The sequence below is a fragment of the Alcanivorax sp. UBA3183 genome, from assembly GCF_002364155.1.
Lineage (GTDB): Bacteria > Pseudomonadota > Gammaproteobacteria > Pseudomonadales > Alcanivoracaceae > Alcanivorax > Alcanivorax jadensis.
The window spans coordinates 17,710-32,272 of the sequence record NZ_DEXN01000048.1 but is presented as its reverse complement, the minus strand read 5'-3'; the positions used below and the strand labels follow the sequence as shown (position 1 = coordinate 32,272).

The 14,563-nt window shown below is 56.9% G+C and carries 13 protein-coding genes; 6 read left to right on the top strand and 7 right to left on the bottom strand.

What is annotated here, in order from left to right; translation table 11 throughout:
* The first annotated feature begins 12 nt into the window (after positions 1-12).
* Entirely contained in the window at positions 13-1,770 is a 1,758-nt protein-coding gene (locus tag B3Q33_RS15995) for a hypothetical protein (protein ID WP_035248669.1), read from the top strand.
* 195 nt (positions 1,771-1,965) lie between these two features.
* On the opposite strand, the gene B3Q33_RS15990 is transcribed toward B3Q33_RS15995, so the two are convergent.
* Together B3Q33_RS15990 and B3Q33_RS15985 are read right to left on the bottom strand one after the other, a co-directional pair.
* On the bottom strand, positions 1,966-3,159 hold the full coding sequence (locus B3Q33_RS15990; RefSeq protein ID WP_035248666.1) for a DesA family fatty acid desaturase: 1,194 nt from the start codon (positions 3,157-3,159) through the stop codon (positions 1,966-1,968).
* A 206-nt stretch (positions 3,160-3,365) separates the two neighbouring features.
* Positions 3,366-5,342, bottom strand: a complete 1,977-nt coding sequence (locus B3Q33_RS15985; protein ID WP_286829339.1) for a hydantoinase/oxoprolinase family protein — start codon at positions 5,340-5,342, stop codon at positions 3,366-3,368.
* Positions 5,343-5,470: 128 nt separating this feature from the next.
* Between B3Q33_RS15985 and mutM the strand changes: the two genes are divergently transcribed.
* From mutM to B3Q33_RS15965, 4 genes are all read left to right on the top strand, one after another.
* Positions 5,471-6,280: a bifunctional DNA-formamidopyrimidine glycosylase/DNA-(apurinic or apyrimidinic site) lyase gene (gene mutM / locus B3Q33_RS15980; protein ID WP_272962268.1), complete on the top strand. Its 810-nt coding sequence runs from the start codon at positions 5,471-5,473 to the stop codon at positions 6,278-6,280.
* A gap of 176 nt (positions 6,281-6,456) precedes the next feature.
* Positions 6,457-6,792, top strand: a complete 336-nt coding sequence (locus B3Q33_RS15975) for a hypothetical protein (protein WP_035248658.1) — start codon at positions 6,457-6,459, stop codon at positions 6,790-6,792.
* 67 nt (positions 6,793-6,859) lie between these two features.
* The gene (locus B3Q33_RS15970; RefSeq protein ID WP_272997584.1) at positions 6,860-7,375 is read left to right on the top strand and encodes an outer membrane beta-barrel protein; all 516 of its coding nucleotides are present in this window, start codon (positions 6,860-6,862) and stop codon (positions 7,373-7,375) included.
* A gap of 14 nt (positions 7,376-7,389) precedes the next feature.
* On the top strand, positions 7,390-10,320 hold the full coding sequence (locus tag B3Q33_RS15965; protein WP_286829308.1) for a hypothetical protein: 2,931 nt from the start codon (positions 7,390-7,392) through the stop codon (positions 10,318-10,320).
* 184 nt (positions 10,321-10,504) lie between these two features.
* Here B3Q33_RS15965 and B3Q33_RS15960 read toward each other — a convergent pair whose 3' ends face one another.
* Entirely contained in the window at positions 10,505-11,260 is a 756-nt protein-coding gene (locus B3Q33_RS15960) for a TetR/AcrR family transcriptional regulator (RefSeq protein WP_286829302.1), read from the bottom strand.
* 66 nt (positions 11,261-11,326) lie between these two features.
* Positions 11,327-12,475, bottom strand: coding sequence for a radical SAM family heme chaperone HemW (gene hemW / locus B3Q33_RS15955; RefSeq protein ID WP_272975160.1), 1,149 nt, complete (start codon positions 12,473-12,475; stop codon positions 11,327-11,329).
* A 167-nt stretch (positions 12,476-12,642) separates the two neighbouring features.
* Here hemW and B3Q33_RS15950 point away from each other — a divergent pair, with 167 nt between their 5' ends.
* The gene (locus B3Q33_RS15950) at positions 12,643-13,095 is read left to right on the top strand and encodes a YaiI/YqxD family protein (protein ID WP_337894537.1); all 453 of its coding nucleotides are present in this window, start codon (positions 12,643-12,645) and stop codon (positions 13,093-13,095) included.
* Here B3Q33_RS15950 and B3Q33_RS15945 read toward each other — a convergent pair.
* The 3 genes from B3Q33_RS15945 to rdgB all read right to left on the bottom strand — a co-directional run bounded on the left by B3Q33_RS15945 (position 13,086) and on the right by rdgB (position 14,437).
* A complete protein-coding gene (locus tag B3Q33_RS15945; protein WP_286829292.1) occupies positions 13,086-13,529 on the bottom strand; it encodes a hypothetical protein in 444 nt (147 codons plus the stop codon). The genes B3Q33_RS15950 and B3Q33_RS15945 overlap by 10 nt on opposite strands.
* A gap of 74 nt (positions 13,530-13,603) precedes the next feature.
* Positions 13,604-13,774: a hypothetical protein gene (locus B3Q33_RS15940; protein ID WP_272975164.1), complete on the bottom strand. Its 171-nt coding sequence runs from the start codon at positions 13,772-13,774 to the stop codon at positions 13,604-13,606.
* A gap of 75 nt (positions 13,775-13,849) precedes the next feature.
* On the bottom strand, positions 13,850-14,437 hold the full coding sequence (rdgB, locus tag B3Q33_RS15935; protein ID WP_272975165.1) for an RdgB/HAM1 family non-canonical purine NTP pyrophosphatase: 588 nt from the start codon (positions 14,435-14,437) through the stop codon (positions 13,850-13,852).
* Positions 14,438-14,563: the final 126 nt, after the last annotated feature.

The window sequence follows — 14,563 nt, the reverse complement described above, 5'->3', positions numbered from 1 at the left end:
CAACGCGGGGCCTTGTCAGTCATTACCCCGCTGTTGCTGTTGATCGTCATTACCCTCACGGTCATGGCGCTGGATGGTGCGCGCCTTTACAGTTTGCGCAGTGATATGCAGGCTCAAGTGAATGTGGCGGCCCAGGCTGCAGCAGGAGAGGCTCAGGCCTGTGGTGGGCAAGCACCCAGCACTGCCCTTGTCCAGCAGCGCGCATTGGCGGCGGCAGCCGCCCAGGGCTTTCAGGGTGCTGCTGAAGAGCTGGAAGTGCAGCTCGGTGTGATTGATGATACCGATAATGATGGTGTGGTGGCTTTCGCTCCCGTCAATATTATCGAACAAAGTAATGCGGTGCTGGTGAGCTATACCCGCACAGAACCGATTTCCATGCTGTTGCCGCAATCGGTGTTCGGGGGCATTGATATTTCCGTCAATGCTGCTGTGCGCAAGGAGGTGGTGGCAACCGTCAGTGCGGCTGGCAGCACTGCAGGCGTGGGCGGTGATGCCACCTTGCTGGGCAGTTTGCTAGGCGTTGTTCTCAATCAGCCGGGGTTCAGTCTTGATCCGACTGACCTCAACAGCCTAGAAAATACCACCGTGCAATTAGGCGATTTGTTGACAGCAGTCGGTGTTGATGACCTGGTGGATCTCCTGGCGCTTGATGCGTCCGAATTAGCGGCGGCCATTGGTGATGTTGGAGACGTTACGGCGCCGGTTGCCGATCTATTGGATGATATTGTAACGGCCCAAGGAATCGATACTGTCAAAGTGGGAGACATTATCAATGTGGTGGAAAATGCCTCTGTTCCTGCTTCCAGTGAGTTTCCTGTCTATGATCTAGTCATCAGCCTGGTGCTCAATCTGGCTGAGCAGCAGCAGGCTGGAGCCGGCGGCCTGCTGTCGTTGCCGCTAACTATCAACAACCTGTCTGTCCCGCTTATCGCCAATATTAATTCGGTGGACCTTGGCTTGAACGTGGGCGAGCCACCGACTGTAGCTGTCGGTCCTGCTCGTCAGGACGCGGATGGGGAATGGGTCACCCGTTTTTATGCGCCGGATGTGACGTTGCAGTTATCCGCACAGGTAGAATTGTTGCCGATAAGCCTGGGTCCCCTGCTGACATTTTCTCTTGCGGATTTAACGGTCCCTCTGGCCGTCAATGCAGGCGGCGGCGAAGGCCAATTAATTTCCGCTGATTGCGCTAGAGGGCGCTCAAACTCGGTGGAGTTTGGCGTTAATCTTGAGCGGGAAGTGGCTCGTATTGTAACCGGGCGGTTGGGGCCGGGGGGCGAGTTACTGCCAGAGCGATTGGAAGCAAATGTTGGTAGATTGTCGCTGTTGTCTGGGCTGCTTCCCCCCATCGAAGGCATACTTTATCTGAACGCGGAAGTGGAGGGGGAGGTTCCCGGTGTTGAAGAAACGGTGTTCATGGACCCTCGCTATAATTTGTATTGTGATCCAATTGAAGGATGCGATCAGTCACAACACAACGATCTGGGTGATGGGTTGTCTGGTCTGGATCTGGATATAACGGTTCATGAGGCTTCGCTTCTCAGGAGCAATTTTGGCTTGATTAACCTGACGCCGCTATTGACCCCTATTGTGGATCCGGTGCTTGTGCTTTTGAATGATGTCATATCAAGCCTCGCGGAGGCTGTTATCAATCCTTTGCTACGAACCCTGGGTGTTGGGCTGGGGGGTATTAGCGTTAATGTCAGTGCGGCCAACCAGGATGGTATCCAACTGATCGAGAATATTGCGGTTGAGCAGCCGGATCAGTGATGGCCCTTTCGGTCGCTCTTTTAGGAAACGGCTAATCAGAGGTGATGTTGGCACTGGAGTACTCTGCCTATTCGCGCCCTCTCCTCTGCTTCAGCCTGGATATTGAGTTTCGTGTTCTTCGAAGACTGCCAACCTGGCACCACAAAAAAAGGCCGCAAAAATGCGGCCTTTTTTGTGGTGCTCGACAACTGAAAATCAGTGCGACACAGTCGCTGGCCGATAGCGAGTCAGCTGGTCGGCAAACTCCTGCAGGGCCGCAATGCCTGACTCTCGGGCATCGTGATACCACTGCTCCAGAGCTTCTACCATCTCCGAAGAATTACGGCTGGTCTGGGTCCAGATGTCCTGCAGGCGTAACCGAAACTGGTAGATGGCATCCAGGGTTTCGTTGCTTTCGGTCAGCTTCTGCAGCCGCTTTTTCTGGCCGGGCTTGATCAGGCTTATGTCCCGATGGAAAAGGGCGTGGGCACGGGCATACAAATCGCGGGTAGCGTCACAGGCGCGGGCCTGTTCCTGCTTGAACACCGGCACGATGACGGTCTTGCGATAGGTGGCCATTACCTGGAAACGATGCTGCATGATGCCGCGCAGGGCATCCAGGTCCACTTTGCTGGCGCTTTTCTCGAAGGCCGGTTTGGGAGCGACTTTTTTCACCTTGGCCATACCCAGCATTTCAAACAGACGAATCCAGGCCCAGCCCATATCAAACTCAAAGCGGCGTACGGAAAGTTTCGCGGAGTTGGGGTAGGTGTGGTGATTGTTATGCAGTTCTTCACCGCCGATCAGGATGCCCCACGGCGAAATGTTACGGGAGGCATCGGCGCACTCGAAGTTGCGATAGCCCCAGTAATGACCGATGCCGTTGATGACCCCGGCAGCGAACAGTGGAATCCACATCATCTGAATCGCCCACACGGTGATACCGGCGGCACCAAACAGCAGCAGGTCGATCACCGCCATCAGAGTCACGCCGCCCATGGGGAAGCGGGAATAGATATTGCGCTCAACCCAGTCGTCCGGGCAGCCGGCGCCATATTTTTTCAGGGTTTCCTGATTTTCCGCTTCTTCACGATAAAGCTCGGCCCCTTCGCTGAGGACTTTTTTGATGCCTTTGACCTGCGGGCTGTGCGGGTCGTCTTCGGTTTCGCATTTGGCGTGGTGCTTGCGGTGGATGGCGGTCCACTCGAGAGTGTTCTGAGCGGTGGTCAGCCACAGCCAGAAGCGAAAAAAATGTTTCAGCACCGGATGCAATTCCAGGGCCCGGTGGGCGGAATAGCGGTGCAGGTATACAGTGACGCCGACAATAGTGATGTGGGTCATGGCCAGGGTGATCAGAATCAGCACACCCAGGCTAGGGGCCAGCAGGCCGTTGCTCAGATAATTCAGCATGAAAATCGCACAAGGTAAAAACGGAGCTCCTATTGTGCCCAGTCAGGATGACAGGAAGAAGGTGCCGAACGGGTCATATTCGGACTTTCGGGCCAGGGGTTGGCCAGGGGCGGATGAGCGGTAGGAAAAAGAGCCCCTGGGCCTGACGCAGGACGCAAAATAAGCAAAACCGCGTGCTGGACTCAGGGCGACTACACTGATTGGTGTCAGGCGTCAGAGCGGTCCAGCAACAAATGGCCGGACTGGTCCACCGAAGCCTGCCAGCCCTGGGCGAGCCAGGTCGTTCCCACCGCTTCACTGATCAATGCCGGGCCATGTAGGGTCTGGCCTGCGCCCAGGGTCTCGCGGTCATAAACTGTCACCAGCGGGTCCACGCCGGGCAGCTGCGCTTGGCGATTTGCCTGGCCGGTTCGCGCAGGCAGGGGCGGCTGGGGAGGTGGATAGGTGGTGGCCAGGCTTTGTACCCTGATATTCACCTGTTGTACCGGCAGTGCCAGGCGGTGACCGAAACGCTGCTCATGGGCCGCGTGAAACCGTTTTTCTCGCTCTGCGGCGGCGCTCTGCCAGGGAATCTGTAATACGGATGACTGGCCCTGGTAACACATATCCACAAAGACCTGGTGCTGAATGTCGCGCTCCGGGACCCCTTCTTGAATCAGTTCTTCGCTGCCCTGTTGTTGCAGGGCTGTCAGGGATTGCAGTGTCGTGTCGTCAGAGGCCTCGGGCAGCGCCTGGAGGTGTTCGCGTTTACGGGGTGCATACACCAGCCCCTCGGCAGAAAGGACGCCTGCACGACGGGGAACAATGGCCCTCTGCATGCCCAGATTGTCTGCCAGGGCGCAGACGTGAAGACCGCCGGCACCGCCAAAACTGAGCAGGGCAAAATCCGCTGGATCGAAGCCTTTCTGAATGGAAATCACCCGTAGTGCCTGGGTCATGTGTTCATTGGCCAGTGCCAATACCCCTTCTGCCGTTTCCTCCATGCCGAGCCCAAGCTGTGTTGCCAGCTGCTGCATGGCATTTTTCGCGGAGGCCACATCCAGTGTCAGGGAGCCGCCCAGGGCGAAATCCGGTTGCAGACGGCCGAGCACTACATTGGCGTCGGTGACCGTGACCCGGTCACCGCCACGTCCATAACAGGCTGGCCCAGGGTCGGCGCCAGCGGAATGCGGCCCCACGTGGAGCAGGCCCGCATCATCCACATAGGCCAGTGAGCCGCCACCGGCGCCGATGGTATGCATGTCTACCATGGGAACCGCCACTGGATAGGGGCCTATGTGGCCCTGCTGGGTGAGTCGCAGGTCGCCGTCCAGCAGGGCAACGTCCGTGGAGGTGCCGCCCATATCAAAGGTCATCAGTTGCGGCTGCTGGAGCTGTTCGCCCAGTCGCTTGGCGGCGGCAAGGCCGCCGGCAGGGCCGGATAGCAGCAGGTTTACCGCCAGATCGGCGGCCTGCTCGGAGGCAATGGTGCCGCCGTGGGATTGCATAATTGCCAGTGGCGCGGGGCTTGTCGCCTGCTGAAGGCGCTGCAGATAGTTGGCTACCTTGGGGGCCAGCCAGGCATTCAGCCAAGTGGCTATGCCACGTTCGTACTCACCCCGGGTGGGCAGAATGGTGTGGGAGGCACTGACCGGCAGGCCGGTGACTTCCAGGGCCTCGCGGATCCGTTGCTCATGGGCCGGATTCAGATAGGAAAACAGCAGACACAGGGCCACAGATTGCGGCTGGTGGGCAAGCACCTCCTCCACCAGTTGTGACAGGCTCGCTTCACTGAGTGGTGTCACTTCCTGGCCCTGGGCATCAAGCCGGCAAGATGTGCCGGCAACGGGCAAGGTCTCCAGCACTGAGGGGGGCTGTGTCGGTGTCAGGTTATAAAGCTCTGCCCGGTTCTGCCGGCCGATGCGCAGTATGTCTTCCAGCCCCTGGTTGGTGACCAGCACCGTGTGGACGCCTTTGCCTTCCAGCGCCGCGTTGGTAGCCACTGTAGTGCCATGGACGATGGCCAGCTGGCCCGCGGCCATGGCGTCATCGAGCCCAAGCTCACCAATGCCTTGCAGGATCGCCTGTTCGGGAGCTGTTGGAGTGGACAGTACCTTGTGAATACGCGGCTCGCCGTCCCCGAGCAGCACAAAATCGGTAAACGTGCCGCCGGTGTCGACGCCGAGCCAATAGGAAACGGACATATCAGTTGACAGTTAACAGTTGAAAGTTGACAGCGAAAGACAAAAAAACTGGCAGCAAGGTAACATAGCTGGCGCCAGCACGCCCTTAGCTGTCAATTGTCCACTATCAACTGTCAACTGACTTTCCTATGCCCGAATTACCCGAAGTGGAAACCACCCTCAGAGGCATTCGCCCCCACCTGGAAGGGCGCACCCTGAAAGCCGTTACTGTGCGTGAGTCACGGTTACGATGGCCGGTCAGTGACGCCCTGTATGCGCTGAAGGATTGCCCGGTCATTGCCCTGCGGCGACGGGCTAAATACCTGCTGATTGAGCTCGAGGCGGGCCAGGTAATGATTCATCTCGGCATGTCTGGGACTTTGCGAGTGGTGGAGGCCGCTCTGCCTCTGCGCAAGCATGATCATGTGGATCTGCTGCTCGACAGTGGCAAGGTGCTGCGGTTTAACGATCCGCGACGTTTCGGCAGCGTGTTGTATCAGCCTGGAGGCGAGCCCCATGCGTTACTGGCGGCACTTGGCCCGGAACCCTTGGGTGAGGACTTCCATGGTGACTGGCTGTTTGCCCGCTCGCGGGGGCGCAAGGTGGCGGTGAAGAGCTTCATCATGGATAACGCCACGGTGGTCGGGGTGGGCAATATCTACGCGCAGGAAAGTCTGTTTATTGCTGGAATCCATCCTTCCCGGGCGGCAGGTCGGATTTCCCGGGAGCGTTACAAGCGGTTGGCGGATGCCATCCGGGTGGTGCTGGCCAGGGCAATCGAGGCGGGCGGCACGACCCTGAAAGACTTTACCAGTGCAGATGGTCAGCCAGGCTATTTTGCCCAGTCCCTGAATGTCTATGGTCGGGCCGGCCAGCCCTGCCCGCAATGCGAGGCGTTGCTCAAGGCAGATCGTCATGGCCAGCGCAGCACCAGCTATTGCCCGCAATGCCAACGCTAGTATGAGACCTGGTCCGCAGTCGGGTGCCGCTGGTCATGAATTGATCATTCAGCCTATTGCTGGGCTACGAACAAAGGTGTAGATTGTGATGCAATTGTCGGAATATTAACGACTTAGCTGGAACAATGTCAGCGATACTTTAACTACAAGAATCAAGACTCGAAGAGGGAATCACCATGAAGCGAGCAAAGCGCCCGGTAGTGGCATCCGCACTCGCGATCAGCATGGCTTTTGGGGCGCTGTCTCCGCTTGCTGCCCAGGCTCGTCAGATGGACGACATTGAAGGGAACCGGCCAGGTGAAATCGCCATGATCGCCGATACTTTGCTGGTGCGTCCGTTGATGCTGGGAGCGACGATTGTTGGTACCGCTGTTTACACGGTGTCTTTGCCCTTTACGCTTTTGGGAAAAAATGAAGACGAAGCCGCTGAAGTGTTGGTGAAAACCCCGGCTCGCTCTACATTCCTGCGCTGCCTGGGTTGCACTCCGGCACAGAACGCTATGGATCGCTAGCTAGCGACCTGACAGACCTTAAAAAAAGAAACGTCCAGATCCTGGTTTGGACGCCAAGGAGAGAACAATGAAAGTATTTGCGGGGGCCGCCGCCTTGCTGGTACTGATGCCATCTTTGTCAGTAGCGGATGATGGTTTTATCGGGATCAATTATACCCAGCTGGAGCAGGATGACCGTTTCTTCCGGGGTGACCGTTTCGACACCGGTGAGGTCTTTGTTCGATTGGGTGCACATATTAACGAGTATGTCAGTGCTGAAATGCGGCTCGGCACAACCCTGTCGGATCATTCTGAAAACAATGCGGAATATCGCTTTAACTACCATGCCGGCGGGTATCTGTCTCTTGGTTATCAGCTTGGTTTGGTTCGTCCCTATGCATTAGTCGGTTTCACCGCAGGGGAGGAAGAGTTTGAAGGAGCATCCTGGTCTTTCAAGAATACCATTGAGGATGTCTCCTATGGTGTAGGGGCCGATTTCATATTTGGTGAACGTCTCGGTGTCAATGTGGAATATACCCAGTATTACGATATCGGGGATGTAACTTATAAAGGCCCATCAGTAGGCCTGGTTCATCAGTTCTGAAGTGGGGGAAGGAAATGTCTGAGATGAATAAGGCGGCGTCCTTGCGGTTGTTGCCAGGCTTTATGATCGGCCTGTTGGTGCTAATGCTGGCCGCCTGTGGCGGTGGTGGTAGTAGTCAGGATCTGATCCCCGGAAACGGAGGAACCCCCGGTAGTGATGATGGGTCCGGTTTCTCCATATCCGTTAGTCTGAATGATCTTTCTGGTGGTGCCATTGGCAGCGCGATGAACCCTATTTCAGCGGATAACCCGGCAAGGGCAAGAGCATTTGTTGCGCAAAATGGGGTGCCCCAGGAAGGTGTCATTGTCGAGTTCCAGGCATCACTGGGCGAGCTGTCGCCAGAAGGCGGTACAGCTTTGACGAATGCCAGTGGTGTCGCGACCATTGTTCTTCGCGCTGGTGATGTAGAAGGCGCCGGTCAACTGGTGGCAGGTATTCCGAACACCGACTCGCTGGGCATTGTGAACTTTGAAACCCTTGGCGATGCGACTGGCGGCGGTGGAACGGTGGATAATAGTAATGCGTTGTCCCTGGTGCTGCGTGACCAGAATGATACGGTGAACATCGCCGAAGTCAGTCGTGATCAATTAGGGTTGTTAAAAGCCTGCCTGGTGGACTCGGAGGGTGACCCGGTACCGGGTGAAGTCATCTTCTTCCAGACTTCCCTGGGGGTGATTTCTCCAGCCTCCGGTACCGCCCTTACACAGAATAATGGCTGTGCCAGCGCGAATCTCTCGGCGGGTTCTTCCGCGGGTGCCGCCGCCGCCGCCGCCTCCTATGGCAATTTGAACGCTACGGTCAATTTCGTTACCGATGGTTCCGGCAGTGATGTGCAGGTTGGCACCATTTCGTTTGTGCAGATGCCCACGGAGATCAATTCTTCTCAGCCCGAAAATATTACGGTTGAGGTGAGGAATTCCTCGGGGGCGACCCAGCAGAACAAGATCGTGGTTTTCTCCACCGATCTGGGCACTCTGTCGCCCTCTACCGGTAAAGTGCTGACCAATGCGTCAGGACAGGCAACGGTGTCACTGGATATCGGCAATGATTCTGGTGCGGGTACGCTTCAGGCAACCACTGATTTTGATAACCAGACCGTGGTCGAAGAGCGGGTTTTCAATGCGGTTCAGGATGAAGTGCAATTTGGTTTCGATGATGGCGCCAGCTTTCAGGAAGGGGTATTGGGCCTCAGCAACGATGACATCGCTGCCGGTAGCACGATTACCGTCACCGGTAACCTTCGTAATGTGACTGCGGGTACAGCCTACACCGACGAAACGGAAGTGACTTTCCAGAGCGTAAATTGTGGTACCTCTCAGGTGGAGGCCAGCAAGATTGCTCGCAGCGGCGTCGTCACAGTGACCTATACTGCCGGTGCGGGTTGTGATTCTGACAGTATCCGTGCGTTTGCAACCGTGAACGGCGAGCAGCTTCAAGCCCAGTCCGGCACAATCGCCATCGAGAATGCGGCGCCGTCTTCCATCGAATATCTTGGTTCGGATCCGGCTGACGGTCAGCTGAGCATCAAGGGCTCTGCATCTGTGGGTGGCCAGGAAAGTGCTACCTTGCTATTCCTGCTGAAAGACGAGAACGGTACGCCGCTCACCTCCCCTGCGGATGTGACGTTTACCCTCTCCACGACCATCGGCGGTATTGTATTTGCCGGTGGCCAGACGGAAATTGTCCGTCAGAGCAATTCCCAGGGTGAGGTCAGTGTACAGGTGAACTCCGGTACTGTGCCCACCTCGTTGGCAGTCCAGGCGACGCTCACCGCTCTCCCTGCAGTCACCACTAGTACAAATGCGCTATCAATCAGTGCCGGGCTGCCGGTACAGGAGAACTTTCGAATTGCTGTTGGTTCACAAAACCCATCTCCTGCTGGTGGCAGTATTCTAAATACACCGACTCAGGTGATCGCCAGTGCGGCTGATCAATTCGGCAACCCTGTGCCGGATGGCACTAATGTTCAGTTTGTGTCCGAGTTGGGAAAAATTGGATCCAGTTGTCAGACAGTAGATGGTACCTGTTCGGTAACCTGGACCAGCCAGGGTTTGCGAGAAGAAAAGTTCGATGCCTCTAAGAAAGGGCGGACCTGTGTGACTGCGCAGCCTGGAGAGTTTGTCTCTCAGTATGGTGTGGCCCGATTTGGGTGTGGTTTCCATGATCGTTTTGGTCGTAGTACGGTTCTCGCTTATACGCCTGGCGTCGAATCTTTTATCGACACCAATGGTGATTCAATCTGGGGAACGGCGGCGGATAATAGTGATCGGGTCTATGTGGATTTGCCAGACCCATTCGTGGATGCCAATGAAACCGGGTTGTATGGTGCTCCGCCTAATAATGTTTTCTTCAATATTGAAAATGCAGGAAGCTACCAGCAGCGTAATGGTGAGTATAACGGCATCAATGGCGATTGTGCTCAGGGAGGGGATTGCCGGATCTACGTAAGACGACAGCTGGTGATCGTATCTTCTACCGCAAATGTTCAGCTGTATCCTTTTATGGCCAATGCGGATTTGAGCAGCGCCGAATGGGTTTCTGAGCAGGCCTGGCTTGCCAGTGGAAGTAACGATTCCCCGCAAGGGTGGGCTGACGCGCTTTTTGTTGATTCTGTAGCAGGCAGCCCAGTGAGCGGGGTAACCGTATCCGCAGAAGGGTTTATTCAAAGCGTCACTTATGCCGATGTGGGTGGTTTTACCATTTCTCCAATGGTGGCAGATCTGAACGGTAACGCTCCTGAGGAGGGCACAACCATTTCGGTCGATCCTGGGGATATGCTGCTATCGGCAGGTGCAACAGAATGTACGATTGGTTCGACTTCCGAGCCAGAATTCTGCTCATTCGCATTCACCAAAAACCCCGAGGGGCAAAATTTCTTGCCGCTGGTGATTACGGTGGATCCGCCTACTGGTCGCGCAATAAGCCGGATCGTGCCAGTAAACTGATTCAATAGTTGCGGTTTTTGAAACGGTCTAGGTGTCTAAGTGCCTAGGCCGTTTTTTATGGGTTCAAGTATTCAGATTGCGAGGGCGGGTTGGGGGCTGTGCTTGTTGTAACATATAGTATGCAGCCCAAACTGGTCGCTTGGGCCTGTGGGGGAGAGTCTGCCACTAGTAGTGGGTAGGTGAATTATCCCAGAGCCAGGCAATGCTTCTTTTCACTGCACAGATCACTGAAGAGCGTTCTGCACAAGTCATCCACTTTCTGGTCGAGTTCAGCATCGTCAAAGGGATCGCCAGCCAGCGGCTGCCACTTCATGGCATTGAGCTGTAGCTGGATATTGCGCAGCAGCATCCGGTAGGGGTCTTTCAGGTCATACATGTCCAGAATCCCTTCCGCATGGATCAGGGTGTGCATGCCCATGCTCATGGACCATTGGCCGATGCTGAAAGCCAGCGGCGCCAGGCCGTGGGTTTCCAGTTCGCCATTTTCCATGGCGTCCTTGACTACCTGCTCCACCATGCGGCCGATGGGTTGGGTTGCTTCCAGCATTTGTTCGCGGCGATTGGCAGACGCTGCGTGCCAGACCACTTCGGTCATTACATATTGTTCCAGCCGGAAGTGTTCCGGGTAGTGCTGGGCAAACAGGGCATAGGCCACGGCGAAGGCCAGCATCTTGTCACGGGTGCTGAGCTCGGAGTCGGCGACGCGCTGGAAGTAGTCCCGGCGAGTCGTGGTCAACTCCGTGCAGACCGCGATAAGCAGATCCTCTTTCGAGGCAAAGTGGTGGTACAGCGTGCCGGTAGCGAAATTACAGCTCCGGGCAATGGCAGCCATCTGGATGCCGAGCAGGCCTTCGTTGCACAATTGCTGGCGGGTGGCTTCGATAAACAGTTGTTCGCGCTCTGCCAGCGCCTGTTCGCGCCCGCTCCGTGTCTTGATCATAGTCGGTATCTGTTGTGATGCATGGAAACAGTGTGGATAGCATTGGGGAGTGGTTCAAGCGCTTTGTCATAGCGCCTCTGCCAGCTTCGCCAATACCCCGTTCAGGTGGTGCATGCCCTTGTCGGTGCAATGCAGTCGCTGAGCGGTGACCTCCAGCAGTCCCTGTTGCCGGAGTTCCCCCAGATTCTTTATCCATTGTGCCGCAGGAAGGCCGGTGTTGTCCTCTACAGTCTGTAACCGGATACCCTCCACGAGTCGCAGGCCGTTCATCAGGGATTCGAACAAGCGGTCATCTTCTGTCACTGGCTGGAACTGGCGGCGGGCCTGTTCCGGGTGGGCCAGATAGTCTTCCGGCTTACGGGTTTTCTGGTAGCGGTGGATGGTGCCCCGGGCGGCATCGGTGATCTTGCCGTGGGCGCCTGCGCCGATACCCAGGTAATCGCCGAATTGCCAGTAATTCAGGTTATGCCGACAGGCATGGCCGTCCAGGGAAAAGGCAGAAACCTCATAGCGCTGAAACCCCTCGCTGGCCAGCAGGGCAAAGCCGGCCTCTTCGGTATCGGCCATGCTGTCGGGTGCGGGCTGGTCGGGGGGGGAGCGGTAGAAGACGGTGTTCGGCTCGATGGTTAGCTCGTACCAGCTCAGATGTGTCGGCTGCAGCGCAATGGCCTGTTGCAGGTCATCCAGGGCCTGGGCCCGGCTCTGGCCGGGCAGGGCATGCATGATATCCAGGTTGAAGGTGGTGAAGCCGGCCTCCCGGGCCTGGCGGGCGGCATCAATGGCGGTACTGGCATCATGGATGCGGCCCAGGGCTTGAAGGTGCGCATTGTTAAAGCTCTGCACTCCGATAGACAGCCGGTTGATGCCAGCCTCCCGAAAGCCGGCAAAGCGACCCGCTTCCACCGTGCCAGGATTGGCCTCTAGAGTGATTTCAGCCTGATCGGTCAGGCATAGCCGTTGCCGGATACCCTGAAACAATTGTTGATAAAAATCCCCGGACAGCAAACTCGGCGTGCCGCCACCAATAAACACGGTTTCCACCGGCCGGTCCTTGATCAGCGGTAGATCCTGATCCAGATCCTTCAGCAGTGCCTGTAGATAAGCCGCCTCTGGCAATTCACCCCGCTCGTGGGAATTAAAATCGCAATAAGGGCATTTGCGCACACACCAGGGGGTGTGGATGTAGAGGGAGAGGGGTGGGTTCTTCAGAGGCATGAGAGTTGGAGGAGCGCTGGGGCAATGGGAAAGTGTGGGCATGGTAGCAGAATAGTTGACAGTTGATAGTTGACAATTGACAGCGAAAAACAAAGAGTTGCGTCGAGTTATGGGGCTTACAGGGTTTTAGCTGTCAACTGTTCACTGTCAATTATCAACTGGTCTATATGGTGCATATCTGGGTAGATGCCGACGCGTGTCCGCGGCCGGTGAAAGAGGTGTTGTTTCGGGCGGCTCAGCGGGTGCAGGTTCCGTGCACTCTGGTGGCCAATCAACCGGTGGCAGTGCCGCGCTCTGCGTTGATCCGTGCCATTCAGGTGGGACAGGGCTTTGACGTGGCCGATAACGAGATTGTGCGCCGCTGCGAGCCGGGGGACCTGGTGGTGACCCAGGATATCCCGCTGGCGGCAGAGGTGGTCGCCAAGGGGGCGGAGGCGGTAACGCCACACGGGCATTGGTTGGACAAGGATACCGTGCGCGAGCGGTTGAATATGCGCGATTTCATGGAAGAGATGCGCTCGGCCGGTATGCAGACCGGCGGCCCCAGCAGTTATTCGGGTCAGGACAAGGCGAGATTCGCCAATGCCCTGGATCGCTGGCTGGCTCGTGTTCAGAAATAGCTGATCAGGCCGATCTGGCCCCAGCTGAGGTCATTACCGCCGTCCCGGCGTACGTCTTCCCCGGCCCAGCTATGTTGCCAGCCCGCATGCAGTTCCAGTGCCGGCAGTACGTCCCAGAGTAAATGAGCGCCCACCTCCCTGTGATTCGGGCCGTTGTAATCCTCACTGGCATAGCCGTCATCGTAGGTCTGGGTGATATGGAGTTTACCGGTCCAATCGGGGGCCAGTTCTCTCCGGGCGTGCAGAGTCAGAGCATAGAAAGCGCCAGAGGCCTGTTTGCTCCAGGTGCCATCCAGAGATACGGATAGCCAGGGCTGAAGCGGCGCGATAAAACCGGCGCCGGTTTCCACATCATCCCCACCCTGTGGGTGAAACTGCAGGTAGGTGACATTGAGGTAGGGGCTCCAGTGCTCCACGTAGGGAGCGTATTCCACGAAGAGATTGTTTTCCCGGTAATCGCTGCCATTGGCCCAGGCCTGCCAGACCCCGGCGGTGATGGCCTGGCGGGTCAGGTCAACGCGGCAGCGGAGACCAGAGGGTTGCTGTCCAGGTTGTCTCGCCCTTCGGTCACATAGCGGCTTTGCCACTGAGACTGGAAGCTGCCCTCCAGGCCACTGCCTTGGGCCAGTGAGACGAGTGATGTCAGGGCACTGGCGACGGCAAGTTGTCGTGTTCGCATAATGGCATCCCTGCTGCACGTGAAGTCCATGCTAACAGGTCGGGACGATACACGGGTGAAGGTGGCTGGAGAACATTACTGCAGGGCCTGGATCAGCTGGGCCATGGCCTTGCCCCGGTGGCTGAGTGCGTTTTTTTCTTGCACGGGCAACTGGGCGGCGGTGCAGTGCTTTTCTTTAACAAAGAAATGCGGGTCATAGCCGAAGCCCTGCTCTCCCTGGGGTTCCAGTACGATTTCTCCGTCCCAGGTGCCCTGGCAGATCAGCGGGGTGGCATCATCCTCGTGGCGCATGAGCACGATCACGGCTACGTAGCGGGCGTTACGGGAGACGTCCGGCGCATCGGTCAGCATTTCCACCAGCAAGGCATTGTTCTTGGCATCGGTGGCGCCGACCCCGGAAAAACGCGCTGAGTACACCCCGGGGGCTCCTTTCAGTGCTGCCACTTCAATGCCGGAATCATCGGCGATGGCGGGCAGGCCAGTGTACTTGCTGGCATTGCGGGCCTTGATAATGGCGTTTTCCACAAAGGTGGTACCGGTTTCATCCGCTTCCGGCACGGAAAACTCACTCTGGGCCACCACCTCAATATTCAGTGGCGCCAGCAGTTGCTGCATTTCGGCGAGTTTTTTGGCGTTGCCGGAGGCAAGAACGATTTTTTCCATGGAAAACTCCTGACGTCGTTAGCGGCGAGCTTCTAGCGACGAGCTGCGAGGAAAAGAGAAAAGCCTGGAACTTGAGTGCCCGGCTCTTTGTTATCCAACTGTTTAGCTCGTAGCTCGTAGCTCGTA

What these genes read in the sequence shown, in the direction of transcription:
- rdgB (WP_272975165.1), bottom strand. Translation starts at nt 14,437, where the DNA reads ATGGAAAAAATCGTTCTTGCCTCCGGCAACGCCAAAAAACTCGCCGAA.
- B3Q33_RS15950 (WP_337894537.1), top strand. Translation starts at nt 12,643, where the DNA reads ATGGTGCATATCTGGGTAGATGCCGACGCGTGTCCGCGGCCGGTGAAA.
- B3Q33_RS15975 (WP_035248658.1), top strand. Translation starts at nt 6,457, where the DNA reads ATGAAGCGAGCAAAGCGCCCGGTAGTGGCATCCGCACTCGCGATCAGC.
- B3Q33_RS15940 (WP_272975164.1), bottom strand. Translation starts at nt 13,774, where the DNA reads ATGCGAACACGACAACTTGCCGTCGCCAGTGCCCTGACATCACTCGTC.
- hemW (WP_272975160.1), bottom strand. Translation starts at nt 12,475, where the DNA reads ATGCCTCTGAAGAACCCACCCCTCTCCCTCTACATCCACACCCCCTGG.
- B3Q33_RS15990 (WP_035248666.1), bottom strand. Translation starts at nt 3,159, where the DNA reads ATGCTGAATTATCTGAGCAACGGCCTGCTGGCCCCTAGCCTGGGTGTG.
- B3Q33_RS15985 (WP_286829339.1), bottom strand. Translation starts at nt 5,342, where the DNA reads ATGTCCGTTTCCTATTGGCTCGGCGTCGACACCGGCGGCACGTTTACC.
- B3Q33_RS15965 (WP_286829308.1), top strand. Translation starts at nt 7,390, where the DNA reads ATGTCTGAGATGAATAAGGCGGCGTCCTTGCGGTTGTTGCCAGGCTTT.
- B3Q33_RS15970 (WP_272997584.1), top strand. Translation starts at nt 6,860, where the DNA reads ATGAAAGTATTTGCGGGGGCCGCCGCCTTGCTGGTACTGATGCCATCT.
- mutM (WP_272962268.1), top strand. Translation starts at nt 5,471, where the DNA reads ATGCCCGAATTACCCGAAGTGGAAACCACCCTCAGAGGCATTCGCCCC.
- B3Q33_RS15960 (WP_286829302.1), bottom strand. Translation starts at nt 11,260, where the DNA reads ATGATCAAGACACGGAGCGGGCGCGAACAGGCGCTGGCAGAGCGCGAA.